Annotated in this window: 31 protein-coding genes; 19 read left to right on the top strand and 12 right to left on the bottom strand. The window is 40.3% G+C overall.

Translation table 11 applies throughout. From position 1 onward, the window contains the following. The first annotated feature begins 60 nt into the window (after positions 1 to 60). The 3 genes from cls (at position 61) to PGRAN_RS07450 (ending at position 3770) form a co-directional block, all read left to right on the top strand. Positions 61 to 1584: a cardiolipin synthase gene (gene cls / locus PGRAN_RS07460; RefSeq protein WP_036066204.1), complete on the top strand. Its 1524-nt coding sequence runs from the start codon at positions 61 to 63 to the stop codon at positions 1582 to 1584. A gap of 347 nt (positions 1585 to 1931) precedes the next feature. Beyond that, entirely contained in the window at positions 1932 to 3428 is a 1497-nt protein-coding gene (gene yjeM / locus PGRAN_RS07455; protein ID WP_036066203.1) for a glutamate/gamma-aminobutyrate family transporter YjeM, read from the top strand. 159 nt (positions 3429 to 3587) lie between these two features. Next, positions 3588 to 3770, top strand: coding sequence for a hypothetical protein (locus PGRAN_RS07450; RefSeq protein WP_036066202.1), 183 nt, complete (start codon positions 3588 to 3590; stop codon positions 3768 to 3770). 59 nt (positions 3771 to 3829) lie between these two features. Here PGRAN_RS07450 and PGRAN_RS07445 read toward each other — a convergent pair whose 3' ends face one another. Beyond that, positions 3830 to 6160, bottom strand: a complete 2331-nt coding sequence (locus PGRAN_RS07445; protein ID WP_206537355.1) for a glycoside hydrolase — start codon at positions 6158 to 6160, stop codon at positions 3830 to 3832. Between the two features lie 120 nt (positions 6161 to 6280). Between PGRAN_RS07445 and PGRAN_RS07440 the strand changes: the two genes are divergently transcribed. The 6 genes from PGRAN_RS07440 to PGRAN_RS17265 all read left to right on the top strand — a co-directional run bounded on the left by PGRAN_RS07440 (position 6281) and on the right by PGRAN_RS17265 (position 9736). After that, on the top strand, positions 6281 to 7171 hold the full coding sequence (locus PGRAN_RS07440) for a PhzF family phenazine biosynthesis protein (RefSeq protein ID WP_036066200.1): 891 nt from the start codon (positions 6281 to 6283) through the stop codon (positions 7169 to 7171). Between the two features lie 66 nt (positions 7172 to 7237). Next, positions 7238 to 7975: a DUF2238 domain-containing protein gene (locus PGRAN_RS07435; protein ID WP_051998486.1), complete on the top strand. Its 738-nt coding sequence runs from the start codon at positions 7238 to 7240 to the stop codon at positions 7973 to 7975. After that, positions 7972 to 8352, top strand: a complete 381-nt coding sequence (locus PGRAN_RS07430; protein ID WP_036066196.1) for a VOC family protein — start codon at positions 7972 to 7974, stop codon at positions 8350 to 8352. Before PGRAN_RS07435 ends, PGRAN_RS07430 begins: the two co-directional genes overlap by 4 nt. A gap of 219 nt (positions 8353 to 8571) precedes the next feature. Further along, entirely contained in the window at positions 8572 to 8799 is a 228-nt protein-coding gene (locus PGRAN_RS07425; protein ID WP_241433307.1) for a helix-turn-helix domain-containing protein, read from the top strand. 95 nt (positions 8800 to 8894) lie between these two features. Then, positions 8895 to 9464, top strand: a complete 570-nt coding sequence (locus PGRAN_RS07420; RefSeq protein WP_241433306.1) for a VOC family protein — start codon at positions 8895 to 8897, stop codon at positions 9462 to 9464. Continuing rightward, on the top strand, positions 9365 to 9736 hold the full coding sequence (locus tag PGRAN_RS17265) for a VOC family protein (protein WP_338151708.1): 372 nt from the start codon (positions 9365 to 9367) through the stop codon (positions 9734 to 9736). Before PGRAN_RS07420 ends, PGRAN_RS17265 begins: the two co-directional genes overlap by 100 nt. A gap of 71 nt (positions 9737 to 9807) precedes the next feature. Here PGRAN_RS17265 and PGRAN_RS07415 read toward each other — a convergent pair whose 3' ends face one another. Next, complete coding sequence (locus PGRAN_RS07415; RefSeq protein WP_241433304.1) at positions 9808 to 10053, bottom strand: hypothetical protein; 246 nt, start codon at positions 10051 to 10053, stop codon at positions 9808 to 9810. A gap of 159 nt (positions 10054 to 10212) precedes the next feature. On the opposite strand from PGRAN_RS07415, the gene PGRAN_RS07410 reads away from it, so the two are divergent. From PGRAN_RS07410 to PGRAN_RS07400, 3 genes are all read left to right on the top strand, one after another. After that, the gene (locus PGRAN_RS07410; RefSeq protein WP_036066192.1) at positions 10213 to 11166 is read left to right on the top strand and encodes a magnesium transporter CorA family protein; all 954 of its coding nucleotides are present in this window, start codon (positions 10213 to 10215) and stop codon (positions 11164 to 11166) included. Between the two features lie 25 nt (positions 11167 to 11191). Continuing rightward, positions 11192 to 11674 carry a GntR family transcriptional regulator gene (locus PGRAN_RS15615; protein ID WP_051998485.1) on the top strand — a complete coding sequence of 161 codons (483 nt, stop codon included), beginning with the start codon at positions 11192 to 11194 and terminating at the stop codon, positions 11672 to 11674. A 270-nt stretch (positions 11675 to 11944) separates the two neighbouring features. Further along, complete coding sequence (locus PGRAN_RS07400) at positions 11945 to 12604, top strand: GntR family transcriptional regulator (RefSeq protein ID WP_036066191.1); 660 nt, start codon at positions 11945 to 11947, stop codon at positions 12602 to 12604. A gap of 27 nt (positions 12605 to 12631) precedes the next feature. Here the strand turns inward: PGRAN_RS07400 and PGRAN_RS07395 are convergent, their stop codons facing one another. Together PGRAN_RS07395 and PGRAN_RS07390 are read right to left on the bottom strand one after the other, a co-directional pair. Continuing rightward, on the bottom strand, positions 12632 to 13171 hold the full coding sequence (locus tag PGRAN_RS07395; RefSeq protein WP_051998484.1) for a GNAT family N-acetyltransferase: 540 nt from the start codon (positions 13169 to 13171) through the stop codon (positions 12632 to 12634). After that, positions 13152 to 14177: a DUF975 family protein gene (locus PGRAN_RS07390; RefSeq protein ID WP_036066188.1), complete on the bottom strand. Its 1026-nt coding sequence runs from the start codon at positions 14175 to 14177 to the stop codon at positions 13152 to 13154. The genes PGRAN_RS07395 and PGRAN_RS07390 overlap by 20 nt, the downstream gene beginning before the upstream one ends. 169 nt (positions 14178 to 14346) lie before the next feature. Between PGRAN_RS07390 and PGRAN_RS07385 the strand changes: the two genes are divergently transcribed. Together PGRAN_RS07385 and PGRAN_RS07380 are read left to right on the top strand one after the other, a co-directional pair. Next, entirely contained in the window at positions 14347 to 14538 is a 192-nt protein-coding gene (locus tag PGRAN_RS07385) for an Lmo0654 family protein (protein ID WP_036066187.1), read from the top strand. Positions 14539 to 14634: 96 nt separating this feature from the next. After that, positions 14635 to 15357, top strand: coding sequence for a metallophosphoesterase (locus tag PGRAN_RS07380; protein ID WP_036066186.1), 723 nt, complete (start codon positions 14635 to 14637; stop codon positions 15355 to 15357). 247 nt (positions 15358 to 15604) lie between these two features. On the opposite strand, the gene PGRAN_RS07375 is transcribed toward PGRAN_RS07380, so the two are convergent. The 5 genes from PGRAN_RS07375 to PGRAN_RS07355 form a co-directional block, all read right to left on the bottom strand. Continuing rightward, complete coding sequence (locus tag PGRAN_RS07375) at positions 15605 to 16606, bottom strand: LLM class flavin-dependent oxidoreductase (protein WP_036066182.1); 1002 nt, start codon at positions 16604 to 16606, stop codon at positions 15605 to 15607. A gap of 101 nt (positions 16607 to 16707) precedes the next feature. Then, positions 16708 to 17646, bottom strand: a complete 939-nt coding sequence (locus PGRAN_RS07370; protein ID WP_036066180.1) for an LCP family protein — start codon at positions 17644 to 17646, stop codon at positions 16708 to 16710. 93 nt (positions 17647 to 17739) lie between these two features. Then, the gene (locus tag PGRAN_RS07365; RefSeq protein ID WP_077914619.1) at positions 17740 to 18240 is read right to left on the bottom strand and encodes a DUF420 domain-containing protein; all 501 of its coding nucleotides are present in this window, start codon (positions 18238 to 18240) and stop codon (positions 17740 to 17742) included. 194 nt (positions 18241 to 18434) lie between these two features. Next, positions 18435 to 19250: a pyridoxine/pyridoxal/pyridoxamine kinase gene (gene pdxK / locus PGRAN_RS07360; RefSeq protein WP_036066176.1), complete on the bottom strand. Its 816-nt coding sequence runs from the start codon at positions 19248 to 19250 to the stop codon at positions 18435 to 18437. A 24-nt stretch (positions 19251 to 19274) separates the two neighbouring features. Further along, on the bottom strand, positions 19275 to 20141 hold the full coding sequence (locus PGRAN_RS07355; RefSeq protein WP_036066175.1) for a Cof-type HAD-IIB family hydrolase: 867 nt from the start codon (positions 20139 to 20141) through the stop codon (positions 19275 to 19277). Positions 20142 to 20316: 175 nt separating this feature from the next. Here PGRAN_RS07355 and PGRAN_RS07350 point away from each other — a divergent pair, with 175 nt between their 5' ends. From PGRAN_RS07350 to PGRAN_RS07330, 5 genes are all read left to right on the top strand, one after another. Continuing rightward, the gene (locus tag PGRAN_RS07350; RefSeq protein WP_036066174.1) at positions 20317 to 20703 is read left to right on the top strand and encodes a DoxX family protein; all 387 of its coding nucleotides are present in this window, start codon (positions 20317 to 20319) and stop codon (positions 20701 to 20703) included. A gap of 117 nt (positions 20704 to 20820) precedes the next feature. Beyond that, on the top strand, positions 20821 to 21390 hold the full coding sequence (locus tag PGRAN_RS07345) for a sugar O-acetyltransferase (RefSeq protein ID WP_036066173.1): 570 nt from the start codon (positions 20821 to 20823) through the stop codon (positions 21388 to 21390). A 3-nt stretch (positions 21391 to 21393) separates the two neighbouring features. Then, the gene (locus PGRAN_RS07340; RefSeq protein WP_036066172.1) at positions 21394 to 21681 is read left to right on the top strand and encodes a YwdI family protein; all 288 of its coding nucleotides are present in this window, start codon (positions 21394 to 21396) and stop codon (positions 21679 to 21681) included. 17 nt (positions 21682 to 21698) lie between these two features. Continuing rightward, positions 21699 to 22073 (top strand): DUF423 domain-containing protein, encoded by a 375-nt coding sequence (locus tag PGRAN_RS07335; protein WP_036066171.1) that lies wholly within the window; start codon positions 21699 to 21701, stop codon positions 22071 to 22073. A 427-nt stretch (positions 22074 to 22500) separates the two neighbouring features. After that, a complete protein-coding gene (locus PGRAN_RS07330; protein ID WP_036066170.1) occupies positions 22501 to 22926 on the top strand; it encodes a hypothetical protein in 426 nt (141 codons plus the stop codon). Positions 22927 to 22981: 55 nt separating this feature from the next. Here PGRAN_RS07330 and PGRAN_RS07325 read toward each other — a convergent pair whose 3' ends face one another. From PGRAN_RS07325 to PGRAN_RS07315, 3 genes are all read right to left on the bottom strand, one after another. Next, positions 22982 to 23353, bottom strand: coding sequence for an iron chaperone (locus PGRAN_RS07325; RefSeq protein ID WP_036066169.1), 372 nt, complete (start codon positions 23351 to 23353; stop codon positions 22982 to 22984). A 129-nt stretch (positions 23354 to 23482) separates the two neighbouring features. Further along, positions 23483 to 25417, bottom strand: coding sequence for an FtsX-like permease family protein (locus PGRAN_RS07320; protein ID WP_036066168.1), 1935 nt, complete (start codon positions 25415 to 25417; stop codon positions 23483 to 23485). After that, positions 25404 to 26171 (bottom strand): ABC transporter ATP-binding protein, encoded by a 768-nt coding sequence (locus PGRAN_RS07315; RefSeq protein WP_036066166.1) that lies wholly within the window; start codon positions 26169 to 26171, stop codon positions 25404 to 25406. The genes PGRAN_RS07320 and PGRAN_RS07315 overlap by 14 nt, the downstream gene beginning before the upstream one ends. Positions 26172 to 26326: the final 155 nt, after the last annotated feature.

The raw sequence follows: 26326 nt of genomic DNA, 5'->3' as shown, positions 1-26326 counted from the left end.
AGGACAAAGGTAAGTATTCGATGTATAATAAAAGCAGAAATAAGAAAAGGGAGCCATAATATGCAAAAATTAATCCAGTTTATTGTTATTTTAGTCTTATTTGCCTTTGTAGGTTGGTTTCTATTCACTTGGTCAGGTTTTATTTTAACGATCGCAACCATTAGTGCGGAAATCGCCGGAGTCGTGATTGCGGTGCGCCTACTACTCTGGGATCAGCGCAATACTACATCCAAAATTGCTTGGGTAGCCGTTGTGTTCGTTTTGCCGACCTTTGGTGTTGTACTCTATTTATTCTTCGGTAGAAACCCACAAAATCGTATCTTTTCGTCAAATCAAATCAAAGAAAAAGAGAAACTTATTGAGGCGATACATAATTTGCCGATCCACCAATCGGAAAAAGAGTTGCCGGAACTTTCAAAGAGCCTCTATGCATTAACTGATATTCGGCCGATGAATGGGAATAAAGTCAAGATATTAACAAATGGTTCGGAAACATTTCCAGCTATTTTAGCCGCCTTGCGCGAAGCAAAGGATCATATCCACATGCAGTATTACATTTATCGGCAAGATGAAATTTCGACGGAAATACGAGATATCCTGATCGAGAAAGCGAAGGCTGGTGTGACGGTTCGTTTTATGTTTGATGGTATGGGATCGGCGCACTTGAAAGACGAATTTTTGGAGCCGCTAAAAAAGGCTGGTGCATCGGTTTATGCATATGATCCAGTGCGTTCGATTTGGATTGCGCGTACAGCCAACCTGCGGAACCATCGTAAAATGATTGTTATTGACGGAAAAATTGGCTTTACAGGCGGACTTAATGTTGGCGAGGAATACCGCAGCAATACACCTGACTTTGAGATTTGGCGTGATACTCATATGCAAATTGAAGGTACCGGTGTCATCGAGTTACAAGAATCTTTTCTGTTTGACTGGGTCTATATGGAGAACTATGATGGTAGTGCGGATGAGTTTATTAGTGAAGCTGGAATTGCACGCTATCTTAATGCACAACCAGCAACAGATGCAGATGATTGGATTCAGATCGTTTATGGCGGGCCGTATGACAAAGAGAAGTGGGTGCGTGATGCCATGCTTGATTTAATGAGTTCAGCCAAGAAGTCCGTCTGGATTGCCAGCCCTTATTTTGTACCAGATGAAGAATCACTTGCTGTTATTCGGCGTATTTCCATGAGCGGCATTGACGTTCGCGTTATCGTCCCAGGTAAGGGTGACCGAGGCGTGTCCTTCAATGGAAGTAATGCCTACATCCAGACCATGATTGATGCAGGAGCAAAAATGTATTCGTATCGTGACGATTCCTTTATCCATGCGAAGGTAATGCTTGTTGACGGTGAACGTGCAGCAGTAGGGACAGCTAATTTTGATATTCGTAGTTTCCGTTTAAATCATGAATTAATGGTATTTTTGTATGATCGCAGTGAAGCTATTGTGCAGATAGAACGAGATTTCAATGCAGATTTTCTTGAGAGTCATCTATTCACTGAAGCTGATATGAAAGCCAAATCAAGAACACAACGGATGAAGGAGACATTAGCGAGTCTACTGTCCCCAATCTTATAAAATTAAAATCGGTCGATCGCCAGTAGAATGAAATTATGGTGATCGACCGATTTGTTGTAGGAGATGCATCACTTGTCATGTGAAGTTAGTTATGGGCACGAAATTATGCAACGTATCATCGAACATGTAAAAATAACAACAAAATAGGCATATAAATGGATGACCCGATAAACGAATGTATGGTATAATCCTTTTGCTATACAAGTTTTACTTTCTTTTGTAGATTGGTCGGAGGTTAAAGAGTCGATCTATTTTAATTTAATTATCAGATAAAAGTAGACTTAATTACGTTTTTAATGATATTTTATCACGATAGCAGTTTCAAAATAAAAAATTGGAGGATACATATGACAACACAAGTGAAAAAATTAACATTGATAGGGCTTATACTGATGATTTTTACTTCGGTATTTGGATTTGCAAACAGTCCATCCGCGTTCTATCTGATGGGCTACGGCGCGATTCCATGGTATATTTTATCCGCGATTTGTTTTTTTATTCCGTACGCTTTGATGATGGCGGAATTTGGTTCGACATACAAAAAAGAACAAGGTGGTATTTTCTCATGGATGAATGATAGTGTGGGGCCACGGTTTGCTTTTATTGGGACTTTTATGTGGTTTGCTTCCTATGTAATCTGGATGGTGAGTACATCTTCCAAAGTGTGGATTCCGCTCTCAACATTCATTTTTGGTGGAGATAAGACGCAAGAATGGCGCCTATTTTCATTAACATCAACTCAGACAGTCGGTATTCTGGCAATTATTTGGATGCTTGCTATCACATTCTTTGCGTCGCGTGGTTTGAAACAGATTTCGAAGGTAACGGCGGTTGGAGGGATTGCGGTTACCGGCTTGAATGTTGTGCTTCTACTCGTAAGTTTGCTGATTATTTTCCTGAACGGTGGGGAATTTGCACAGCCGATTACTGGCTGGACCTCTTTTGTTGAATCACCTAATCCGTCTTATGTGACGCCACTTGCAACGCTTTCGTTTGTTGTTTTTGCGATTTTTGCATATGGTGGAATTGAGGCGGTTGGAGGACTTGTGGATCAGACGAAAAATCCAGAGAAGAATTTTCCAAAAGGGGTTATTATTTCGGCGATTATTATCTCGGTTGGTTACGCGCTTGGGATTTTCCTTTGGGGCGTGAGTGCGAATTGGCTACAAGTACTTAGTGGTAAAACAACGAACCTTGGAAATATCACATATGTATTGATGTATAACCTTGGTTTTGAGCTCGGGAATGCGCTTCAAGTGAGTACAACTGCCGCTGCTTCTATTGGCACCTGGTTTGCTAGAATCACTGGGTTATCGATGTTCCTAGCCTATACGGGCGCATTTTTCACCTTGATCTACTCACCTCTGAAAACGTTGATTCAAGGGACACCTGCTAAAGTTTGGCCGAAAAAAATGACACAGATGAATAAGGCGAATATGCCGGAATTCGCAATGTGGATGCAGGCCTTAGCCGTAACTATTATCATTCTTTTAGCCTCATTTGGTGGCGATAATGCTTCTGCTTTTTATAATAAATTAACACTGATGGCAAATGTTTCGATGACATTGCCTTACTTATTCTTAGCGTTTGCCTTCCCATTCTTTAAGGCGAAGCAAGGCCTAACAAGAGAATTTGTGATTTATAAAAAGAAATGGCAAACATATTTGGGAACTGCTGTTGTATTGATTGTTGTTGGGTTTGCAAATATCTTTACGATTATCAACCCATCTCTTCAAGGTGACTATAGTAGCACGATTTGGATGATTGCGGGTCCTGTTGTTTTTGCTCTTGTTGCTTACCTTTTATATGAATCCTATCTATACAGAACAAAAAATAACCGATAAATCGAAAAAAACGCTACGCTTCAAAATGAGGGAGTAGCGTCTTTTTGTGTTTATTTTGCTATAATTGATTATTTTCCTTGGCTAATTCATACATATTTTGTTATAATTATAAGGTAGTATAGATATAATAAAAATGAAATAAAGAAAGGTGCTGTTAATATGCAACGGGATGCATTAGAGAATGGCAATAAAGATACAACGTGGAGCGAATGCGCGGAGGCTTTCCAAGTAGTTATCGATCAGATGCGTGCGCAAACGGAAGAGCAACAGCAACGATTGCAAAAAACGATCGATATGTTTAAGGAGAGACAAAGAGAATTGCAGGAGCTCATGGATAAGTAACTGCTGGCGAAGATGTACAAGCAAAGACTGGGAGAATAACTCCCAGTCTTTTTCAGTGTTTATTTATCGAGAGTATCCGTTGAAATGAGTGTTTTTTTGCCGTTTTGAAGAATCACCGCGGTGTGTGCTGGTATTTTTAACTTGTCTGCTTGAAAGTCTTTATTAGAAAAGTTGGCGATGACTTGAAGCCTAGAACCAAATTCTGTTTTTTGAACGAGACGATCTTGATCGAGTGTTTGGAAGTTCGACATTTCGTGTTGCAAGGCTTCTTTTTGAAATGGTGTCCAGTTTTTCATATTCGCGGCAATATCAGCGCCGTGAAGTTTCCAATTCGCTTCATCGAGATGGAAGAGGGGCGGTGTGTTGTATAAATATTCCTTGAGACGACGCTCGCCTGTTTGTCCTTTTATTTTGTAACTATCCCATTCCCAGTGATGCGTACTAATGACTGAACGATTATACACCAATTTGAAAAGTGGTAGGGAATAAACTAGACTCGTATAAATCGGCTTGTATTCGTCTTTTATTGGGACAATTTTGCTATAGCGTGTCGGAATGGAGCCATCCATTGAAGCATATTTCCCGATAAAGTACGGACTATCTTCATTTTCTCGCATATCAGGGTCATCCCATTTAATAACAGGTGTTTCCAATCCATGGGCAAAAGCGATATCGGAGGCAGCGTAATCATTGCCGCCTTCTGAACCAACAACGAGTCCTTTTTTAGTTAGAAAATCGAGTCGTTTCATTCGAGCTGCAGCATCTTCTTTTTGCGTAGTTGGATGCGCTTTTGCGAAGTCATCGTGGAGCTCACCGGCAGCATCGACGTCCATAAACCATGAATTAAAACCAATACCGCCTGCTAAAATACCGTCAACGCGCGTTTTCACGGCATTAAAAACAAGCGTGGGATTAAGTTTGCGACCTTTTCCGAGGAAACCAGTGAGCTTTTTGCCTTGCTCATTTTCAACTGTTGCATCTTCGTAAAGTGTCGGATCTGGGAAGGAGGCAGTGTTCCAATCGATGCTCGCATTTTGCTGAATAGACTGATAGGAATCGTATGGTCCAACGAGATATCCTGCTTTTTTGGTAGCATCCACAAACGCCGGATTCATCAAGCCGTTCACCCAGTTTGGAAGGCCAATCCAGGCGTTTTTAATTCCTGCTTGTTGCATGGAAGCAATGATATCCTTGGAATTAGATTGTCCCCATTCATTTATTGGTGTAGTAAGGTCCGTTATTTGGTTAGCGACCAGATGTTTGTTTAAATCGTAAAGTTCTTGCTCGTTCAGGTTTTTTATCCCCTTATCAATGTACTTTGCCGCGGTTGCATCAGGATTTTTAAAGATATCAGGATTGTAAAGTTGCTTCATTTGTAAAGTATATTGGAGAGAATTTAAGATCATATTTTTTTCATAGGCATAGAGCTCCCCGTTTTTTATATTGGTTATTACGGTTCGATACTCTTTTGCGCCATCATCACCGTATTTGTCAAGTAAATCGCCAATCCATTCGAAAAGTGGATCATTGATGGCACTCTTTAATGTATTCCAATGCATATCATCAGCGGTCAACACGCGGCTGTTCCAAAGATAAGCGTGCGGTGCGCCGTATAGTTTTTTGATTTCTGGATTTTGCTTTTCTTTTTCAGCAAGTGTGGTGAACTGGTGGTGGTCCTTGATATAATTTTGATAATTTTTGGCGATTGCTACAGGATTGTTATCCGTAACAAAAATTTGATAGTTATAGTTTTTTTCCTTGTTTACGGAAGAAAATGTGTGCTTGATGCTAAACTGAATAGCTGGGTCTGTGTGGAATAAAATATCATTATTGAATGTATCTGGCATAACATAAGATACAGCGAAATTCTTTTTATTTAATGTGAAAAATTTCATTGAGAAATATTCATTCATCGTCTGCTCATTATCTGAGGTGAAGTATTTTTTCCAAGCCACATCGTTTTGAGGGATTTGTTTTCCTTCTGAGATTGGAAGTGTGTAGGTTGGCGCATTTACACGAGGCCACTCCAAGTGCGATGTTTTTGGATCGGTAGAATGAATGGAGACAGCAAGTGATTTTTTTTGTTTTTCGATGGTAACGTGGAGCTTATCATCTGGGAAATCCCAACTTGTTTTTGTGGCAGACTTTTGGAGATTGCTCACTTTTCGTTTGGCTTGAGGTTCTGCGATAGTTTCTGTGGTGCCGTCTTTTGTGATTTTTAATGTGAATGTTTCAGGAATAACCTCATATTCAAAATCACCTTGGGCATATTCGATTCGTTTATTATTTTCTTTGTCGATCTGTGATGGTGTTTGGGCACTTGTGTCCTGTGAACAAGCAGTGCCGATGAGTAGAAACATTACTATGCTTATGATCATCATTTTTTTCATTTTCATTCCTCCTTCATTGGTTCGAGGACAACTATAGCATCTGTATGTGACGTTAATTTGACAACATAATAATATTTCCCGGGAAATAGTGTTATAATTTGAGAGAAGGAGTGATGGGAAATGCAAGTATATCGTTATGATGCGTTTAGTCATGTGCCGAATAGGGGAAATCCGGCGGGTGTGTTGTTGGAAGCTGATAAGCTAACTGGAGACGAGATGCAGGAGATAGCGAAAGCAGTAGGATTTAATGAGACTGCTTTTGTGCTACAATCGGATATAGCGGATATCAGATTGCGCTATTTTACTCCTGGACATGAGATGAATCTGTGTGGACACGGAACGATGGCAGCAATTTATGCGCTATACGATCAACATTTTTGGACTGAAATGGGTGAAATGCGGGTAGAGACTAAGGCAGGCATTTTGACGGTGAAAACGGAGCGTTTGGATCATGGGCAACTGGAGATAACGATGGAGCAAGCTACACCTGCTTTTAAGCTGTTTTCAGGCTCTCACTTGGATTTAGCCGAAGCAATAGGGATTGAGATCGATGATTTGTCTGAGGAATGGCCGATTATGTATGGAAGTACTGGGGTTTGGACGCTGCTCGTACCAATTAAAAACAGGGAAACCTTTCAAAAAATGAAACCAGATAATGCGAGGTTTCCAGAGATATTAAAAGAAATACCTCGGGCTTCGGTGCATCCATTTTGTTTAGAAACGATAGATCCGAAAGCTACTATGCATGCGCGCCACTTCTCGTCACCATTTTCTGGGACAATCGAGGATCCGGTTACAGGGACGGCATCAGGTGTTATGGGTGCTTATTATGCCACGTATATTTCACCAGATTTCAAAAATCAACTGAATATCATGGTGGAACAAGGTACGGAGGTTGGTCGCGATGGCAAAGTAATAGTGCACGTTCACAAAAGAGAGGCTACATATGAGATCAAGATTACAGGAACGGCGGTTTATGTGGAAAGCATAGGCGTATCCATTCAACGTTGAGGTATGTAACTCTGCTATAATGAAAAGGATCAAGGAAGACTTTTGTAAGAAGAGGAGATGAGAACAATGTTAACAAAATTAAAGGGAGTGAGCATCGCGCAATGGATTGCGATCTTTATTTTCGTTTCAATGGGGATTTCGATGATTTTTATCACCGTTGAAATTTTCTTGGCGCCAGTGGAACAAACGCCGGGGCAGCCAAAAGTAACATTGCGCAGTGATTATATTTTCTTGCTATTTGAATGTGTGTTAGGAGTCATTATACTACTTTTACCAACGATTTTATCCCACCGATTCAAATTTGAGATACCAGGATTAGTCTATATTTTATTCTTAATTTTCTTGTATGCATCTATTTATCTTGGAACGGTGCAAAAATTTTATTCTACGGTGCCGCATTGGGATAAGATTCTGCATACATTCAGTGGTGCTATGCTCGGTGCCATCGGTTTCTCCTTCGTCAACTTGCTGAATAATGACAAGCATGTCGTGATGAAAATGAAGCCAGGTTTTATTTCCGTTTTTGCGTTCTGCTTTGCCGTCACGTTAGGTGCTTTTTGGGAAATTTATGAGTACACGTTTGACGGTTTGATGAACTTAAATATGCAGCGTTATAATTTGTCGAATGGGACACCGCTTGCAGGTCGTGCGGCATTAGCAGATACAATGGGAGATATTATAGTGGATGTTGTCGGCTCACTTGTCTTTGTGTTGATCGGTTACTGGGCCTTGAAAAAAGGAAGACCGTGGATGATCAATTTTGAATTTAAGAAAAAGCAGCCAAAAGAAGGAGGAGCAAAATGAAGATTGAACACGTAGCTATTTGGGTGGCAGATATCGAGCAAGCAAAGGATTTTTATACACGCTATTTTGAAGGTGTTGCTAATGAAAAATACACCAATGAAACAAAAGGATTCTGTTCTTATTTTATCACGTATCCGACAGGTGCACGTCTTGAAATTATGAATAGACGAGACATTACCGAAGAGAAGGGAAAAGCGCAACTTGGTTGGGCACACATTGCTTTTTCAGTTGGTAGCAAAGAGCGCGTGGATGAGCTAACCAAGCAGTTACAAACAGATGGCTATGTTTTAGAAAGCGGCCCACGAACAACCGGTGATGGCTATTATGAAAGTGTTATTTTGGACAGCGAAGGAAATCAGATCGAAATAACCGCATAAAAAAGAGGCGATGCGCAGAAAAAGATGGCATCGCCTTTATCTAATTCAAATAGGTAGATAAGCGTTTTGTTAATCAGGATTTCTCAATAGGATATTTCGTGATTTCCTCCTTGCTTGATATCTTTGAAAAATAAAAATTCGGGAAAACGATGATTTTTTCTTCAAGCATATCTATGTTATAATATGTTCATATATGAGCAATCGGAAAGGATGATGAATTTGGAGAAAATAATCTCAAATAGTCCGTATCCTCTTGCGCTCGATTTGTTTTATGACGAACAGATAGATAAGTTCCAAGATCTAAAAACGTATCTGGCTGAAGTAGAGGTTCACTGTATTCGCAAAACGATAGCAAGAAATAATGGAAATGTGACAAAAGCTGCGGAACAACTCGGTATTCATCGCTCGATATTATACCGTAAATTAAAAGAGTATGACGAAAAATAGGAGCACTAAATTGCTTACTAATTGTAAGCGGAATGATTGGACTTTTGCAGGTGAGTATGTTGTAATATTATTAGTTACAACGAAGGAGTGATTGAATGCTAAAAATAAATCCACATACGGAGATCGGCAAAGTTGTTTTAAAAACGAAAAATAATCAAAAGCTAGCGGCCTTTTATAAAGAAATAATTGGTTTGAAAGTAATAGAAGAGTCAGTGGACAGTGTCTCGCTAGGTATTGGGAAACGTATTCTTGTGGAATTGGTGCAAGTAAAGCGGGCTCAAATACCGAAGGAAGCCAAAACTGGTTTGTATCACACGGCTTTCTTGTTGCCGAGTCGTGAGACATTGGGGAGCTTTTTGCAACATCTACTAGAAAGTGAGTATCCCCTTGATGGAGCCGGGGACCATATTTTTAGTGAGGCACTCTATTTTCGGGATCCAGAAGGAAATGGGATAGAGGTTTATGCAGATCGGCCAAGAGCAGAGTGGCAACGAGATGAGGCTGGTAACTTACCGATGGCGACAAATCAAGTGGATGGGGATGGACTTTTGATGGCTGGTGCGATATGGATTGGTCGGGTGTGCCAAAGGATACAAAAGTTGGACATATCCACCTGCAAATCGGTGACATCGAAGCGACGCGGAACTTTTATCAAACTATGTTAGGCTTCACCATTATGACAGAGATCCCATCAGCGCTCTTTTTTGCAGCTGGAGACTATCATCACCATATCGGCGCTAATATATGGGCTGGGCGCGATCTGCCGAAGCTTGCAGATGACGAAACGGGCTTGGCCTATTTCACAATCAAAACTGCAGACATAGAAAAATTGCAAGCGTATCTTATACAACAAGGGATTGCTTTTCAAGAAAAGGATGATGATATTCTAGTAGAAGATCCGAATGGGATTAAATTACGCATTACTGAGCATAGATAACAACAAAAAAGCTAGGCGTCATTTTCGACGCTTAGCTTTTCTTTATGAGCAAAATTTTGCTATAATTAACTTTAAGAATGTTTCCAGTTCTTTTGACGCGTTGCTGTTTTCTTTAACAGCCAGTGCGCTAGTCCGAGTGCGGCTTGTATCAACACAAAGGTCAGAATACCTAAGTTCAAGTAAAATAGGGCAGTTTGTGCCTCTTCTGGAAACGCGCGCCCAACAAGTAGGAAGGCTAGGAAGAAGCCTGTATTTGCACTGAGCGATACCCAATAAATAGGGAGCTTTCCAAGTTTACTAATGACAAAAGATAGCACGAAGGAAAAAGACTGCAAAACCCAAACCAATCATTATCATTTGGAACGCCATGATGGACACCTCGATTTGTTACAAAATTTGTTTTATTGATAATAATTGTAACACAAATGAAATGTATTGTAAAGTTTACTTGTAATGTTAGGCTTGGAGGAGAGAAAATGATTGAGTATTATAAAACGCAAGAAAACGGTGAGATGGGGCAAATAAACAACTATGAATCGGGATGTTGGGTTCATGTCATCGCGCCTAATCCAGATGAAATCGACTATTTATCGGAGAAACTGGAGATACCGAAAGATCATATTCTTGATCCATTGGATGAGCAGGAACGTTCACGTATTGAATTAAAGCATGTGGAAGAGAATTTCAAGCATTCACTAGTTATTGTTGATTGTCCGGTGGAAGCGAAAGATGAGATGGGATTTTTAGAGTTTAAAACGATGCCGATCGGGGTGATTACGACGAAAGAGGTTGTCGTGACGGTGGCTTTGCGGCAGGTTCCTGTTTTGGAAGATATTATGGACCGGCGAATGGAGCAGTATAATACGGCTAATCACATCCAATTTGTCTTGCAAATTTTGTACGCGGTTTCTTATTATTTTCTCAATTACTTAAATAAGATCATCGAGCATATGCATGAGCTTGAGAAAAACATCCGCGTATCGATGAAAAATGAGGAATTGTATGCATTCATGGCAATTCAACGCAGTTTAGTATTTTTTGCAACAGCGCTTCAGTCAAATAAAGCAGTTTTGGACAAGATGGCACTGGCAGAACATTATACTAATAAAATGGAGAACCAAGAGCTTTTGCAAGATGTTATCATTGAAAACAAGCAGGCGATTGCGATGACAGATACGTACACACAAATCGTAAGTGGTATGTCTGATACATTTTCGTCGGTTATTGCGAATAATTTAAACCGTGTCATGAAATTTTTGACGTCGTTCACAATTATTCTATCTTTACCGACAATTGTCGCGAGCGTTTACGGGATGAATGTGAAGCTACCGTTCTCTGATCAAGAGTATGCATTTGGCCTCATTATGTTGGGGACACTGGTCATTACAATTATCACAACGATCATATTCTGGCGCAAAAAGTACTTTTAAAAAGACTTCGAGAGGGACGATCGACTTGGAAAAACAAAACTATGAGAAAAAATCTTATGAAACAATTAAGGAAAAAATACTAAATGGACAATTACGGACGGGAGACCGTGTCCCTGAAAATGTGATTGCAAAAGAGCTTGGGATTAGTCGTACTCCTGTGCGACGTGCGCTCATGATGCTTGAAACAGAAGGTTTTTTAACAATTGAGAGCAATCGAGGGGCCATTGTTTGTGAGAGTAAAGTGACGGTGGGTAAGTTTATTGAAATGTTGGAAATGCTTGAGTTGTTCACGATCAAGACGATGGATAAGATTAATAATAAGGGTATTTCTTACGAGCCAAAACTATTTTATCGTCGCTTGGAGGTAATGGAAGCATCTTTTAAATTGGGGGATAATATTGCTTTTGTGGAAGAGAATTGGCAAATTATCTTTGATTTTATGGGCTATTTGGGCAATACATATGCGGCAAATACAGTTCGTAAGATGGGAATTGATTTTTTTAACTAGGGCACCAAAAGAAATTCTTCTAATTCCATTTCATAATGGTGTATTTCTGATGGAGCAGCTATTGAAATTGAATGAGTTACTGCAACATAAGGATTTTGATGAAGCAAAAGCGACTGTGAGGGATTTAGTAAATTATTTTATAATCAAAACTTTCCGCTAACACTTGGTAGGTATTTTATCTATAGTGATGTAATGTTTTGTAAATTGCTTTTTTTTTTCAGAGGGCTTATGCTACAATGTTCGTAATTAAGATAGGGAGTGGCGGATCAATTGAAAAGTAAACGAGAATATAAGACGCTAGACAGAATGGTGTATTTCAGCATTATCGAAAAAATTAAATCTGGTGAGTTAAAACCGAACGAACACTTAACGGAGGAACGCTTAGCAAAAGAATTAGATGTAAGTAGATCACCGATACGTAAAGCGATTACAGCACTGGTTTCAGAAGGTATCCTAGACTATCGTACATATAGCGGGGTCGTTGTCCGGGATTCAATGATCGATTCTGCTAAATATGCACAACTTTTAGAAGTTATTGAAGTATTTATAGATGCTACCATTCAGAAAATGAAGAAAAACAAGACACAATTGGATATTGATGCCTTTCGTAACTATATTGCTTCCATGGATCGATCTTCTTATCTGCAAAATATGGAGGACTATATTTTTAATCAGCATCAATTTTTCTTCCGCATTTTAAAATATGATCCAAATCCATATTATTATGAAAATGTGAAGCGTACTTTCTTTACGATTAACAATTTCTCGATGGAGACGGTTGTGAAACAAGGATCGGAGGATAAGCGTGATTTGACAGTGAAGAAATTTACAGCTATTGCAGATGCTTTTGAAGCGAACGATTATGACTTGGCGAATGAACGGATTCACTCTCTATTTGCGGATTTTGCATTAAGCGCATTTCGTGAATAGTCCAAATGACAAAAAAAGAACGCAGGATTAATTCCTACGTTTTTTTTCGTATATACAGAAGCCATCTACCGTCGCGATGTTGGTAAAACCAGCGTTCTGATACAATGTGTTTAATTTTTGATTATCAGCGATGCAATCTAGGCGTACGGCTACATGGCCAGTGTGTTCGGCTTCTTTGCTTGCCCAATCAAGTATCGCTTGACTGAGGTTTTTACCAGACCATTCGCGCGCAATCATTAAACGATGCAAGTATCGGGCAGGCGCATCTTTTCCGTGGTCGTTCCACAGACGTGCATCCCAGTCACTAGCAGTTTTCCGTAAAATGAAGGCTGCCGCTATTTCCGCTCCTCTTAAAACTAAAAAAACTTCGCCATCTCGAATGCGGTCGCTGAGTCCGTGGACATCCGTTCCTTCTAGAATATCAGACCACTGAGAGGAACCGCGGCTTTTTAGCCAAGAGGCAGTATCAATCATTAATTGTTGTAGAGAGGCCTCTTCTGATACCGAAGCCTCCTTCACAACAAAGATGTCATCGCCTAATGGAATGTTATTTTTGTTCGTCGTCATTTTTTTGCTCGACAGATTGTTCAGGTTGAGATGGACGAACGGTTTCGCTTATCGTGTCGTTTTGTGTTTCTTCGATTGATGGCGCATCTGCTGGTGGCGTTTCCTCAGATTCAGGTGATGCAGTTGGTGCATCTGGTTTTACCATAGACTCAGAGCCCCATGTTTTATTTTCAAAATGCGGTGCTTCGGGTTCCGCTGGTGGAATAGCGCCAAATGTTGTATCATCTTCTGGTGCCTGCAAGTCTGTATCGCCGCCACCAAACGTACCAGTGCTCGCGTAAAGATCATCATAAAATACCGCACATGCAATAAGAACTTGTGGATAAATCCAAATCGCTAGACCAAACAATACGGCAGCCATCAAGAAGTAGCCTAAAACAAACACAAGCACAAAGACTGGGCTCATATCAGGCATACTTGAGTAATAATCATATGAGTATGAATGGTAACCATAGTCGAACATAGCAGTTGTTGCCATCGCCACAATTGCAAGTATCATCATAATAATCACGGGGATAAAGAACACCCAAACATAGGACAGCACAAGACCGAACAAACGACCTTTATGTCCATTCATACGATGACGACTTTCTGTAATCGCATCCAGTGGTGAAATATTCGGATCATCGCGCAAAATCATAAACGTTTGGGAATACGAGAACGATTTAATAATACCAGGAATAAGGAATAGCAAACTCCATAAAAATGTAAAAACAAATACCAGTACGGCGGCAAGTAAATTGCGTCCAAATGTTTTAAATCCACTAAATAAATAGCCAATCTCAGGCTTTTCTTGGCGGCTAATAGCAAGGAAAAACCAAGTTGCGCCAATCATAAATGGTCCTGCAAAAACATAATACGCAATCGTCCCTAGAACCGGAATGAAATTGAGCATGGAGACAGCCGCTAAAATCACGTAAGCCAATGCTATTCCACCAATCGCTAACCCCCAGTTACCCTTCAAGGCTTGCTTTGTCATCTTTCTAACTTCTGAAATACTCATCATAAAATTTATTATCTCCTTTCAAAAGATACATATATACTTAAAAGTACCATAGAATCGTTACGAATGACAGCAATAATTAGGGATTTTACAAAATGATTGACTTTTCACGTAAAGGGGAATAGTCTATAAGGTAAAATGGATGCTGATTACTTTTGGAGGTGAAGAAGAAATGGCATATGAAAAACAAGATTTAGAAGACCGTTTGGTTGAACTGCGTCGTCAACATCAGGAACTGCTCGGTGAAACAGATCAATTTAATGATACCAACTTAGTAAATGGAACGATTTCGGCGACAGAGCTACGAATGAATGCACTTGACAAAGAGATCAAATCGGTTGAAAAGAAATTGAATAAACTTTAAAATGATCTAAAGACGCGTATACACAAGTTAGATCAGCCTTTTTAGCGCCTGATTTACCAAGGCGAATAGAGAGGTACTACATATGAGGTGATAGAAATGGATTATATTTTTGCGGTTGGAGATGTGCATGGAGAAATAGCGGCATGGGAGGCATTATTGGCGAAATGGAATCCAGAGAAGGAACGCTTGCTTTCTGTCGGAGACTTAATTGACCGTGGCAAGAATCCGGGAGCGGTTGTTCGTAAAGCAATGCTACTTGAGAAGCAGTACGGAGCGATTTTTTTGCGAGGAAATCACGAGAACATGTTGCTAGATTGGCTGGCGGAACCAAGTGAGAAAATGATGTATTACATTAGCCAAGGCGGAATGGAAACGATTGAGAGTTTTATAACCTACAAAGCAATGACGAGAAAAATAACACCAGAAGAATTGGCACGGCGTGTGGAGGACGAGGCTGCAGAAGAACTTGCTTTCATTCGAAAACGGCCATATTACTATGAATGGGGCGATTTTGTTTTTGTCCATGCTGGTGTCGATTTAACAATGGCAGACTGGAAAATGACGTCAGAGCACGATATGGTCTGGATTCGTGAACCTTTTCAACAGGGTGAAAATAAAACAGGAAAGACATTTATTGTTGGGCATACCCCCACAGAGAGTTTAAATGAAGACGGATCAGCGGCTATTTGGTATTCACCAGATCGCACAATTATTGATATTGATGGTGGTGCAGTGTTCGGTGGCGATTTGCACGGCGTTGTGGTATCACAAACAGGTATTGAAAAAACATATCATATTACGAATCAGGAAAAAGCATGAAAATAAAGCCGAAAACTATTCTACCAATTGATAGCGGGTAAATCAGTTTTCGGCTTTATTTAGTTTACTATCAAAGCTTCCTTGATTTTCGTGGATGCTTGTGCGTGGCATTACGCCGTCTAGCTCGTTTGCTGTTCTTTTTTTGCGTTTTTCGCTTCCCATTCGATCCTTTGCGATCAAACAGGCTCATAAATGCTTCACCAATGAACGAAAAAATAAAATAGAGCAATCCGTCTAAAAGCAGCATCTAAAACCACATTTCAGCTAAGCGTTGATAACTTTTTTGTTTTAACATAGGATCATAGATGTTCGACGCAACAATAATTTCGTTTGGTTGGTGAACGTCGATAAATTGTTTTAATTCGGTTGTGACTTTCTGCTGATCACCAATAAAGCTATATTTCATTTGGTGTTGTAGCGCATGTTTTTCATAATCGGTCCAAATTTGATCGATATCTTCTCTTGGTTTTGGAAGTGGGGTAGGGTTGCCGCGAGTCAGGTTTAAAAAGGATAGGTAACCAGATGTTGCGAGAAAATTAGCTTCGTCTGTTGTATCGCTAACAATCGCATTGACGGTGACCATCGCATAGGGCTCATTTAAAACATCGGATGGCTCAAAACGACTTCGATAAAGCTCCAGTGCATTCTCTAGTTCATCCGGTGCAAAATGGCTAGCAAAAGCGAACGGTAAGCCCAATTTCGCAGCAAGTTTGGCGCTGTATGTGCTAGAACCCAGTAAATATAGTGGAACGTGCAAACCACGACCAGGAATGGCGACAATACCATCATTGCCAGCATCGGAAAAATAGTTGGCAAGTTGCATCACTGAATTTGGAAAAGCTTCCACGGTTTCGTGTAAATCGCGACGCAACGCACGGGCTGTTTTGAAATCAGTTCCTGGCGCGCGTCCGAGACCAAGATCAATCCGATTTGGATAAATCGTAGCAAGTGTCCCGAACTGTTCTGCAATGATGAGCGGAGAATGGTTTGGCAACATGACGCCGCCTGAACCGATTCGAATTTTTTCGGTTTGTGCTGCTAGAAATCCGATTAAAACGGCTGTAGCAGAACTTGCAACGCCCGCAATCCCATGGTGTTCAGCGACCCAATATCGATGAAATCCCGTTTCTTCCGCAAACTGAACTAACGCCCTACTATTTTGAAAAGCATCCGATTCATTAAAGCCTTCGCGAATCGATGCCAAATCGAGAATGGATAGAGGAATTTCTCCAAATGTACTTTTTGCCATAAAAATCACTGCCCTTCTTTGACTAATAGTATAATCATCTTGGCAAGTAGAGTCAAAAAAAATAAACTACCCGTCGATGAAAACGAGTAATTTATTCCTACTTAGTTTTTCAAGAAGTCTTGTAAAGCTTTCGCATTGGCGGCCACATCAATGTCTAGTACCGCTCCATGAGAATTGCGGACATTTTTATATGTGCCATCGACAGGGAGGCGAAAATCTTTGATATCTTTCGCATTTCCTAGAATGAAGTCTTTCCCAATGGAAATCATCAGACCAGTGGACACATTTGTATTTGTGTAACCTTGCATCGTCCCGATTAGACTCGGAAGTTTTGTGACAGTACCAATGCTTTGCGCCTGATCTTTTAATGCGCCCAGTACTTGTTGTTGCCGGCGAACACGACCGAAATCGCTCTCGGCATCATGACGGAAACGTGCATATTGCAACAATGTCTCGCCGTTCATAGACTGTTTACCAGCCTTGATATTGGCTTCAATATTTTTAGACATATCTTTTTCGGCATCGATTTCAATACCATTCGGTGCAAGCGTATCAACAATTTTCGGGAATCCTTCAAAATTAGCAACAACATAATATTCAATATTGATGCCAAAATTTTCTTTGATTGTTTGGCGAACGAGCTCTGGACCACCGAAAGAATAAGCGGCATTGATCTTGTTCAGACCGTGACCTGGGATGTCGACATATGTATCACGCATAATCGAGACCAGCTTTGGAGATTTTGATTTTGTATCGTAGTGGGCAATAAGCAGTGAATCGGAACGACCTTGGTCTTTCCCACGAGAGTCACTACCAATTAGTAACACGTTGAGATCATTCGCGTCTTCCGCTTTCTGACCGTTAAATTCAAAATCTTTTATTTTATTATCAGATTCAGCCGCATTTAAACTTGATTTGTATTGATAAAAACCTATTCCTGCGATAGCCAAAATGATGACGAGGATGACAGTAAAAATAGTTCTGCCTTTCCTTAATTTCTTCTTCTGTGTTGGGTTGTTACGATCTTGGCGAGTGGCCATATTTTTCACCTCATTTGTTAGTTTAAAGCTAACAGCACAACAATTCTCCCATGATAATTATAGCCAAGCAATGTTACATGAATGTGGCGAAGCTCAGTAATACGGCGCCATAAACAAGTAAACGAGCACTCCGGTTAAACTCACATACAGCCAAATAGGCATTGTCCAGCGAACAATTTTTTTATGTTTGCCGATTTGATTGGTCCAGCCCCAAACGAGTGCGAATAGTGCGAGTGGCACAACGACAGCTGCAAGGAAACTATGTGTAATCAGAATAAAAAAGTAGATAGGACGAACGATTCCCTCACCACCAAAAGTCGATGTTTCCGCGGACATGTAATGGAATGTCAAGTAGCTCACTAGGAAAAATAACGTCGATGTAAAGGCAGCTAAAATGAAGCCGCGATGCATCTTAATATTTTTCTTCGCAATAATGGCCCAGAGCGCAATCAGCAGAAACACAAACGTAAAACTGTTAAAAATCGCGTTTAAGCGTGGGAAAATAGATAGATCATAATCGACTTTGCCTTGGTAACCGATTGGTGAGAAGAACAACAGTAAAATAACGACTACTGCTACGAACGATAAAATCATAATTGGCCAGAAATAATTTTTTTCAGATGTCGCTTTATTGATCGCATCTTTTTTTTTGTGTCATGAATTTAAATCCCCCTAAAATAAGTTTCGCTTCCATTATACCATGTTCAGATCATGAATAGGTATGAAAAGATAGTCATAGAAAAAAACCTTACCTGAAATATCAAGTAAGGTCACTAGTTGGAAGGGGTTTATCTATTTTCGGCGTTATTGTAAGCACCGTGCCATACCGGCCCGATAAATTTGTTTAGCGCAAAACCGCCTTTAATCGCTGCGGTCACGAAGTCTTTTGCTTTGTGCACGGAATCTTCGACAGTTAGACCATTCGCAAGACCTGCTGTGATCGCTGCTGCAAAAGTACAGCCGGCACCGTGATTAAAGTTGGTATCAATTTTTGGTGTTTCTAGCACAGTAAACGTCGTGCCATCATATAATAGATCGATTGCTTTATCACTTTTTAGGGCTTTGCCGCCTTTGATAACGACATATTTTACGCCTAGAGCAACGATTTTTTCAGCAGCAGCTTTCATATCGTCAAGCGTTGTTAATTTACCAAGACCGGAAAGTTGACCAGCTTCGAAGAGATTTGGTGTCGTGATTAGTGCGCGAGGCAATAACAGATCGCGAATTGCTTCGGCATTTTCAGGTTGGATGAGCTCGCCTTCTCCTTTACAAACCATAACGGGGTCGATGACAACATTTTGCAAGTTGTATTCATCAATAGCATCACGTGTTGCTTCAATAATTTCGACAGAACCGAGCATTCCTGTTTTCATAGCGTCAACGGGGCCACCAGAAAGAATCGTTTTTAACTGGGCACGCAATAAATCTGCATCGAGTGGTGTCACACCATGACTCCAGTTGTTGTCTGGATCCATCGTTACGATCGTTGTAATCGCTGAAAATCCGAAAGTACCGTATTCTTCAAATGTTTTTAAATCCGCTTGGAGTCCAGCGCCACCGCTAGAATCTGAGCCTGCAACAGTTAATGTTTTTTTGATTGTCATGATATTTTCCCTCCGATTATAAAATTAATTATTGGTTTCTAGCATTTTATGAATGGCAGTTGCCACGCCATGTTCATCATTAGAGTCGGTGACATGCTTTGCAAGCTTTTTAACAGCCGGTTCGGCGTTACCCATCGCGACGCTGTATCCCGCCATTTTTAGCATCGAGACGTCGTTGAAATTATCGCCAATTGCGAAGGTTTCATCCATTGTTACGCCCATACGCTCCACGTAGTATTGCAAAGAAAGTCCTTTTTGGGCATCGATATGCGTGATTTCGATATTGTCGGAAAACGAGGAACTAATCGCCAAATTTCCTTCTGATTCTAGCGTATCCTTCGCTTTTTTTAGCACCGCTTGGTCAGAAGAGAAGGCGATAAATTTCAGGATCGTAATATCTTTATTTCGGAAAAGACGCTCAGGATCATCAATCACATGGACGTCCTTGCTTTCAAAACGCTCCTCAACATAGCGATGGATCTCCTCTGCGCTTAAGTCAGGATGAACCTTATGCTGAATTTCCTTCATCAGCTCAATACCTTTATCTTTATTCGGCGAGATCGGACCAATATCAGTGAAAAATTCACAATACATCCCCAAATCTTTCAAAACTTGATACGTATATCGTGCAGATGCTTCCTCAATCGGAATTTGTTTTAATATTTTGCCGTGCTCATCTCGAATTTCAGCACCATTCATGCAGATTGCTGGCGCATAAAGATTGGCATGATTGATGAGTTGCGTGGCGTCATCATACATACGGCCTGTACACAAAACGAAGTGAATGCCTTTTGCACGAGCCATCTCGATCGCTTTTACACCCTCTGCGTCTACTTGGATTTTGGAATTAAGCAGTGTGCCGTCCATATCTGAAGCAATTACTTTTATCATAGAATATAATCCTCCCATTTTTGTACCTACATAACTAGAATATCATTTTTCCGGGAAAATTGCAGTAAGTAAAATCGGCTCGTAAAATTAAGAAAAATTTAATACCCAGTTAATCAGTGGGATATAATTTTTGGGCATAATAAGCTTTACTACTTTAGAAAAGGAGAGGAAGGATATGAATAAATACGGTATTTTGCTTGTCAGAATTTTATTAGGTGGATTGATGTTTCTTCACGGACTGCAAAAATTCACAAATGGGATTGGTGGAACGGTAGGCTTTTTTGAGAGTCTAGGAATTCCAGGATTTATGGGATATGTTGTTGCTAGTATCGAATTAGTCGGTGGCTTAGCACTTGCTTTTGGTGTATTAGTTCCTTATATTTCGATTTTGTTCATCGGTATTTTAGGCGTCGCGATTGTGACCGTGAAGTTTTCGAGTGGTTTCCTAGGCGGATACGAGCCAGAATTTGTGTTAGTCGTGCTTTCTGTCGTAACCTTGATTACAGGATCATTTAAAAAAGTATTTCAATTTCTACCAACAAACGAAAAAATAACAGAATAAAGGAGAGCATAGCCTGGTTCAAAAAGATATTTTGAATGGGGCTTTTTTATGTAGGTTTTTAGCTTGAAAAACAGTATAATGGGGGAGTAGATAAAAAAGGATGGTGGTGGGAGAATTATGACAGAGCGTGAAAAGATGATCAGTGGCGAATTGTACCGGCCGGGAGATGCAGAATTAGTGGCGGATCGTGATCGGGCAAGACATCTGAGTGCAAAGATTAATGGCGTGGTAAGTGATAAAGATGAACGCGCGGTACATATTCGTGAATTACTGGGCATGGCGGGGAAAGAGGTTTATATGGAGCCTAATGTTCGCTTTGACTACGGTTATAATACAGAAGTTGGCGATTATTTTTATGCGAATTTTGATTGTGTCTTTTTGGATTGTGCAACGATTAAAATTGGTGATAATTGCATGTTTGCGCCGGGTGTTCATATTTATACGGCGTATCATCCACTGGACGCGACCGAGCGCAATAGTGGTTTGGAGCTTGCGAAGCCTGTCATAATTGGTAACAACGTGTGGATTGGTGGGCGAAGTGTGATTAATCCTGGAATTACGATTGGAGATAACGCTGTAATTGGCTCAGGATCTGTCGTGACTAAAGATGTCGCGGCGAACACCGTTGTCGCAGGAAACCCGGCACGCGTGATTCGCACGCTAAATGATGCGCAAGGAGGCAAGTAAACGATGACAGTATCAGATCAGGCTTTATTTGCCAAAATGGAGCAGGAGCTAAGCCTCGCTAAGAATGCTAGTAAAGAGCAAGAAAAGCAGCTGCATTTGCACGGGCTGGCAGTTCTAGTGGAAGTGATGCGTGGGCAAGCAGGCACCACGGAAAAAGCAGAGACGCTGAGCTCCAGCATGGAATATCAAGCGATGACCGGCGAATTGCCGATCGCAAAACCGATGACACTGGATAGTAAGAAGATGGAAACAGAAGATGGGTCCAATGGGGATTCATTGCTAGATTTTTAGGGGGTTCTAATAAGAATATGAGAAAGATGTTGATTTTAGGAGCTATTTTTGCAGGATTAGCAGTAGGAATTGGGGCATTCGGTGCACATGCGCTGAAAGAAACGCTTGGAAGCTATCACACAACATTTGAAACAGGCGTGCAATACCAAATGTTTCATGCAACAGCGATACTGATTGTCGGTTTACTCCTTGGGAAAGTGGATGTGGGGTTACTGCGGGTGTCCGGATACTTATTTGCGATCGGAATTGTATTGTTTTCAGGAAGTTTATACGTGCTCAGCATCACGAAAATAACCGTGCTTGGCGCAGTAACACCACTTGGCGGCGTTGCATTTATTGCGGGATGGATATGTTTTATTATTGCTGTAGCGAAAAATAAACCGACTCTGTAATATAAAAAATGTTGTCTAGCAGCGAGTTTCGGATTTTTACCGAATTTGTGGTAATTTTTGTTACCAAACTTTAACAAAAAAATGTTTTAAAAAAGGATTGCATTTCAGATTTGCGGGGTATTATACATGTAAGCAACGACATCTTAATTACTTTTTCTCCCTTTTTAGTAATTGAGAGTCTTTCTTACCTTAAACTCCCTTTTAATCGCTAAACCTGCTGAAACGCCGGTCTGGCGATTTTTTTTGTTTTTAAAACGCGTGATGGTATAAACTACGAGATACGCTTGTCCATTTCGAAGCTTTTTTGTTGCACTTTGAGTCTAAACGGTCTATTTGTATGGGACAGACGATTAAAAAGTAGTAGAATGAGAGCGTAGTTTTATTTACATTTGTTTACGAGGTACTAATTATAAAGGGGGATTTTTATATGTCTACCACTATGCGCTTTTTAAAGGATCATGTAGAAGAGGCCACAGATTATTGGATTAGTTCTTATTATGTGAATTCAGAGGAATACCAACTTAGAAAATATACGCCCGGTTATCTGGCAGCACATCGTAAGGAAACCCTTCATCTCTTTAAGCAAGCTTTGACGAATTGGCAGGACGCGGTCAACGTGAAAGAAATTGGTGAAGATCGATATGATATGCGGACAAGTTTGATAGATGCTTTTATGAATCATATGAGTTTTTACACGGCTATTCATGAATTCTTAATCATTCATTATATGAAGCACACCTTCTTTTGTTCGGAAAAAGAATTATTTGAAGATTTGCTGAAAATTCGAGAATATGAGGTTGCCTCCGCGCAAGCATTGATTACAGGGTATATGTCGAAACAAGAAATAGATTGATTATGTTGAATTTTTGCTCAAAAAAAACGCCTATAAGGTAAGGCGCGTGATGAGTCTATTTTCTCCAAAATGTTTCGCAATTAGCTTTATCGGAAATATTAAAAGCAATCATTTTTCTAAGTAATTCGAAATCGACTGGACCGTTCCACGGAATACGGACTAATAACTTTGTATGGTCGTACCCAGCCTCAGCAATTGCGTCTGTAAAATGTGTGATTCCTGCGCCTTCTGGTGAAACAGCCAAGTGTTTTTTTGAAACGCTAAAGCCAATGATATACGTGCCATGATCTGAAAACATCGGCTGATTCCATGCAATTTTAGGTTCCAATGTTGGGAATTCTTTCATGACCCAAGCGAAAATTTCTTCGGTGCGCATGCGATTTTGTGGATCATCAATTTTTGTTAAAAAGTCTTCTAGAGTCTCCATTACCTTACCTCCTGAAATGATGTTTCCTACTAATTATATTTTAACGTAAATAACTAGAAATACAAGTATTTATAATGCGAAAAAAGACTGGAATAATGTGGATCCAGTCTTTTTTCGTGTGCATCTAACTTATTTATTTTTACCCATTACGATGTTAGTATACGTATTTACTGTTACGAAATAGTAAATGGTAAACATCAAGGTGTAGGCTCCAGTACTTAGAATAACTGGTAATGTCAGATCCATTTGTAACATGTGAGATAAGGCGACAAGTGCGACGGAACTGTGTACAATTCCTAAAATCAGTGGAACTAGGAAGATGATGAGCACTTGTTTGGCAATCGTTTTGCGAATTTCTTTGCGATCTAGACCGATTTTCTTCAAAATATCGTAAGTTGCCACGTCATTGTAAGCTTCGGTCAGTTGTTTGAAGTAGATGATACTTCCGGTTGCAGCTAGGAAAACTAGCCCTATAAACATACCGATGAATAAAAGTACGCCAATCGTGCTCATCATGACTTCATAACTTTGTGGAAAGCTTTGGAACATCGCGTCTTCTGGAAGTACTTTTGACATTTGTTCGCTGAGGGCGACGGCATCTTTTGGCTGATCAACCATAATGGATTGTATATTTGTTGGTTTGTTAGCTGGTATCGCATTGGCTACATCATCTGAGACGATGAGTAAACCATAAATTGTACTAAAAGGTGATTCTTTGATGGTTTTTGTCAGCGTTACTTTTTGCTTTGTGGTATTTTGTAGGGTGAAGCTTTGATCTTTGACGATATCTGCTGTGTCAGGTGAATATAAAGTACTTGGTGCGATAAGAATTGCTTCATTATCTTTTAAGGCTGTAGCTTTTAAATCGTCGTTGCCTTCTAGAGCTAGTAATTTATTGTAAGCTGTGCGGCTAATGACTGCAAAACCTTCCTCTTGGCTGTATTCTAAAGGCATTTCTCGATCGCTCGTTGCTTTTACATGGTTCACAATGGTTTCTTGGTGCGCGGTCATGGGTGTTTCTTTATTGCTTTTTGCAAGTGACAAAGCCTTCTCGTTACTTGCTTCATCCACGATATGGTATTCAAAAGTGGCAGGGTAGCTGGAATTGGACTCTTTATTCACGTTGTAGTAAAGGCTACCAATCGCGCCTATTGCGGTTAATGTTGTAGCGCTCAGAATCGCGATAACAGCAAGTGTTCTAGCGTTAGAGGCAATCCGGAATGCCAGTTGTGAATTACTGATAATATTCGTGCCATTGTAGAAAATTCGTTTGTTTTTGCGAATTTGATTGAGTAAGAACGGTAAAAAGTTACTAAGTAAGAGCCCCGTTCCTAAAATAACGGATACTAAAATAACTAACGCACCAGGTCCAAAGCCGATTTTCCCCCAAATAGAAGTTTCATTGAGGGGCTGTAGGGCGATAACGTAGCCGCCTGCAATCAGAACGAGCGCGAGTATTGCTAAGAAGGGATTGCTTTTAGGTGTTTTTTCGCGTTTGCTTTCTGAGTGGAATAGATCAAGTAATGTTGTCCGATAAATGATGCGGTAACCAGTAAACGAGGTGATCAGCGTGATGATGATAAAAATCACGATCGTATTCATCACAGCATCGATCGAAAAGACGAAATTACTAATACCACCAATATTCATGATCTTGAGCAGTATCGTGACAAATAGTTTTGACAGGAGTGTGCCAAGACCAATCCCGATAACTAGAGCACCAATACCCATTAGGAAATTTTCATAAAAGAGCATCCGGCCGATTTCTTTTTTACGAAGGCCGAGAAGGGAATAGATACCAATCTCCTTTTTTCGTTTGCGGGTAAAAAAGTGATTCGAGTACAAAATAAAGATCGCGACAAAAATAATTAAGACGATCGACGACGCGTCAAATGCCGTAGAAAGCTTGGCGCTCTTATCGATACGTGCGATAACCGCAGGATCTTGCGCTAGCGACACGAATGTATAATAAATCATGATCGAGAAAATCATCGAGGCAAAGTAGAGGAAATAATGAATAAAATTATGTTTTATGTTCTTTTTTGCTAAATCAAATAACGTCATTCATGTCCCCTCCTAATTTCGCCAACACATCCAGAATTTTTTGGAAGAACTCTTTGCGCGTTTTTGTGCCACGATAAATTTCGGTGTAAATGGCACCGTCTTTAATAAATAAAATACGTTTACAAAAACTAGCCGCGTAAGCATCATGCGTTACCATCATGATTGTTGAGTGCTCCTGTTCGTTTAGTTCCTTCAAGCTTTCTAATAGGTCTGTCGCTGATTTTGAATCAAGCGCACCGGTAGGCTCATCCGCAAAAATCAAACTAGGGTTAGCGATAATTGCCCGACTCGCAGCTGTCCGTTGTTTCTGCCCCCCGGAAATTTCATTGGGATATTTGTCGAGAATATCACGAATGCCGAACGTATCCGCCACTTTTTCCAGTTGGGTTTCCATTTCTTTCACAGGACGCTTGGCGAGTGCGAGTGGCAAAATGATATTTTCGCGAACACTAAGTGTATCGAGTAGGTTATAGTCTTGGAAAATGAAGCCTAACTGATCCCGACGGAATGAAGACATTTGTTGCTCGTTCATTGTTTCTAGCTCCTGACCAGAGATTTGAATCTCACCCGAGGTTGGTTTGTCGATCGTTGAGAAGACGTTGAGTAGTGTGGATTTACCAGCGCCACTTGGCCCCATGATGCCAACAAAATCTCCTCTTGTGATTTCTAGACTAATGTTATCTAAAGCCGTGTAAACGTTGCCTTTAATGCCGTATACTTTACGAACGTTCTTTGCTTGTAAAACTATTTCCATATAAACTCCTCCTAAATAAATATCTTGTACCCTTAGTTTAACGATAGAAGGAGACGTAAACCATTGATTAAGATGACATTATAGAGGTAGGAGGTTACATTTTTGTAACCCAGAAATGTAGAATACGTAGGTCAGGCTTGAGAGATATTGCTAGG

Source organism: Listeria grandensis FSL F6-0971 (assembly GCF_000525835.1).
In the GTDB taxonomy this organism is placed as follows: Bacteria; Bacillota; Bacilli; order Lactobacillales; family Listeriaceae; genus Listeria_A; species Listeria_A grandensis.
Note: the sequence above shows the minus strand (reverse complement) of the source record. Positions and strands in the feature narration are given on the sequence as shown.

What these genes read in the sequence shown, in the direction of transcription:
- PGRAN_RS07340 (WP_036066172.1), top strand. Translation starts at nt 21,394, where the DNA reads ATGACAGTATCAGATCAGGCTTTATTTGCCAAAATGGAGCAGGAGCTA.
- PGRAN_RS07370 (WP_036066180.1), bottom strand. Translation starts at nt 17,646, where the DNA reads ATGGCCACTCGCCAAGATCGTAACAACCCAACACAGAAGAAGAAATTA.
- PGRAN_RS07440 (WP_036066200.1), top strand. Translation starts at nt 6,281, where the DNA reads ATGCAAGTATATCGTTATGATGCGTTTAGTCATGTGCCGAATAGGGGA.
- PGRAN_RS07385 (WP_036066187.1), top strand. Translation starts at nt 14,347, where the DNA reads ATGGCATATGAAAAACAAGATTTAGAAGACCGTTTGGTTGAACTGCGT.
- PGRAN_RS07445 (WP_206537355.1), bottom strand. Translation starts at nt 6,160, where the DNA reads ATGAAAAAAATGATGATCATAAGCATAGTAATGTTTCTACTCATCGGC.
- PGRAN_RS07410 (WP_036066192.1), top strand. Translation starts at nt 10,213, where the DNA reads ATGATTGAGTATTATAAAACGCAAGAAAACGGTGAGATGGGGCAAATA.
- PGRAN_RS07335 (WP_036066171.1), top strand. Translation starts at nt 21,699, where the DNA reads ATGAGAAAGATGTTGATTTTAGGAGCTATTTTTGCAGGATTAGCAGTA.
- PGRAN_RS07350 (WP_036066174.1), top strand. Translation starts at nt 20,317, where the DNA reads ATGAATAAATACGGTATTTTGCTTGTCAGAATTTTATTAGGTGGATTG.
- PGRAN_RS07420 (WP_241433306.1), top strand. Translation starts at nt 8,895, where the DNA reads ATGCTAAAAATAAATCCACATACGGAGATCGGCAAAGTTGTTTTAAAA.
- pdxK (WP_036066176.1), bottom strand. Translation starts at nt 19,250, where the DNA reads ATGACAATCAAAAAAACATTAACTGTTGCAGGCTCAGATTCTAGCGGT.
- cls (WP_036066204.1), top strand. Translation starts at nt 61, where the DNA reads ATGCAAAAATTAATCCAGTTTATTGTTATTTTAGTCTTATTTGCCTTT.
- PGRAN_RS07390 (WP_036066188.1), bottom strand. Translation starts at nt 14,177, where the DNA reads ATGATGAGTATTTCAGAAGTTAGAAAGATGACAAAGCAAGCCTTGAAG.
- PGRAN_RS07315 (WP_036066166.1), bottom strand. Translation starts at nt 26,171, where the DNA reads ATGGAAATAGTTTTACAAGCAAAGAACGTTCGTAAAGTATACGGCATT.
- PGRAN_RS07380 (WP_036066186.1), top strand. Translation starts at nt 14,635, where the DNA reads ATGGATTATATTTTTGCGGTTGGAGATGTGCATGGAGAAATAGCGGCA.
- PGRAN_RS07430 (WP_036066196.1), top strand. Translation starts at nt 7,972, where the DNA reads ATGAAGATTGAACACGTAGCTATTTGGGTGGCAGATATCGAGCAAGCA.
- PGRAN_RS07435 (WP_051998486.1), top strand. Translation starts at nt 7,238, where the DNA reads ATGTTAACAAAATTAAAGGGAGTGAGCATCGCGCAATGGATTGCGATC.
- yjeM (WP_036066203.1), top strand. Translation starts at nt 1,932, where the DNA reads ATGACAACACAAGTGAAAAAATTAACATTGATAGGGCTTATACTGATG.
- PGRAN_RS07345 (WP_036066173.1), top strand. Translation starts at nt 20,821, where the DNA reads ATGACAGAGCGTGAAAAGATGATCAGTGGCGAATTGTACCGGCCGGGA.
- PGRAN_RS07320 (WP_036066168.1), bottom strand. Translation starts at nt 25,417, where the DNA reads ATGACGTTATTTGATTTAGCAAAAAAGAACATAAAACATAATTTTATT.
- PGRAN_RS17265 (WP_338151708.1), top strand. Translation starts at nt 9,365, where the DNA reads ATGGATTGGTCGGGTGTGCCAAAGGATACAAAAGTTGGACATATCCAC.
- PGRAN_RS07330 (WP_036066170.1), top strand. Translation starts at nt 22,501, where the DNA reads ATGTCTACCACTATGCGCTTTTTAAAGGATCATGTAGAAGAGGCCACA.
- PGRAN_RS07365 (WP_077914619.1), bottom strand. Translation starts at nt 18,240, where the DNA reads ATGATTTTATCGTTCGTAGCAGTAGTCGTTATTTTACTGTTGTTCTTC.
- PGRAN_RS07375 (WP_036066182.1), bottom strand. Translation starts at nt 16,606, where the DNA reads ATGGCAAAAAGTACATTTGGAGAAATTCCTCTATCCATTCTCGATTTG.
- PGRAN_RS07395 (WP_051998484.1), bottom strand. Translation starts at nt 13,171, where the DNA reads ATGACGACGAACAAAAATAACATTCCATTAGGCGATGACATCTTTGTT.
- PGRAN_RS07450 (WP_036066202.1), top strand. Translation starts at nt 3,588, where the DNA reads ATGCAACGGGATGCATTAGAGAATGGCAATAAAGATACAACGTGGAGC.
- PGRAN_RS07325 (WP_036066169.1), bottom strand. Translation starts at nt 23,353, where the DNA reads ATGGAGACTCTAGAAGACTTTTTAACAAAAATTGATGATCCACAAAAT.
- PGRAN_RS07355 (WP_036066175.1), bottom strand. Translation starts at nt 20,141, where the DNA reads ATGATAAAAGTAATTGCTTCAGATATGGACGGCACACTGCTTAATTCC.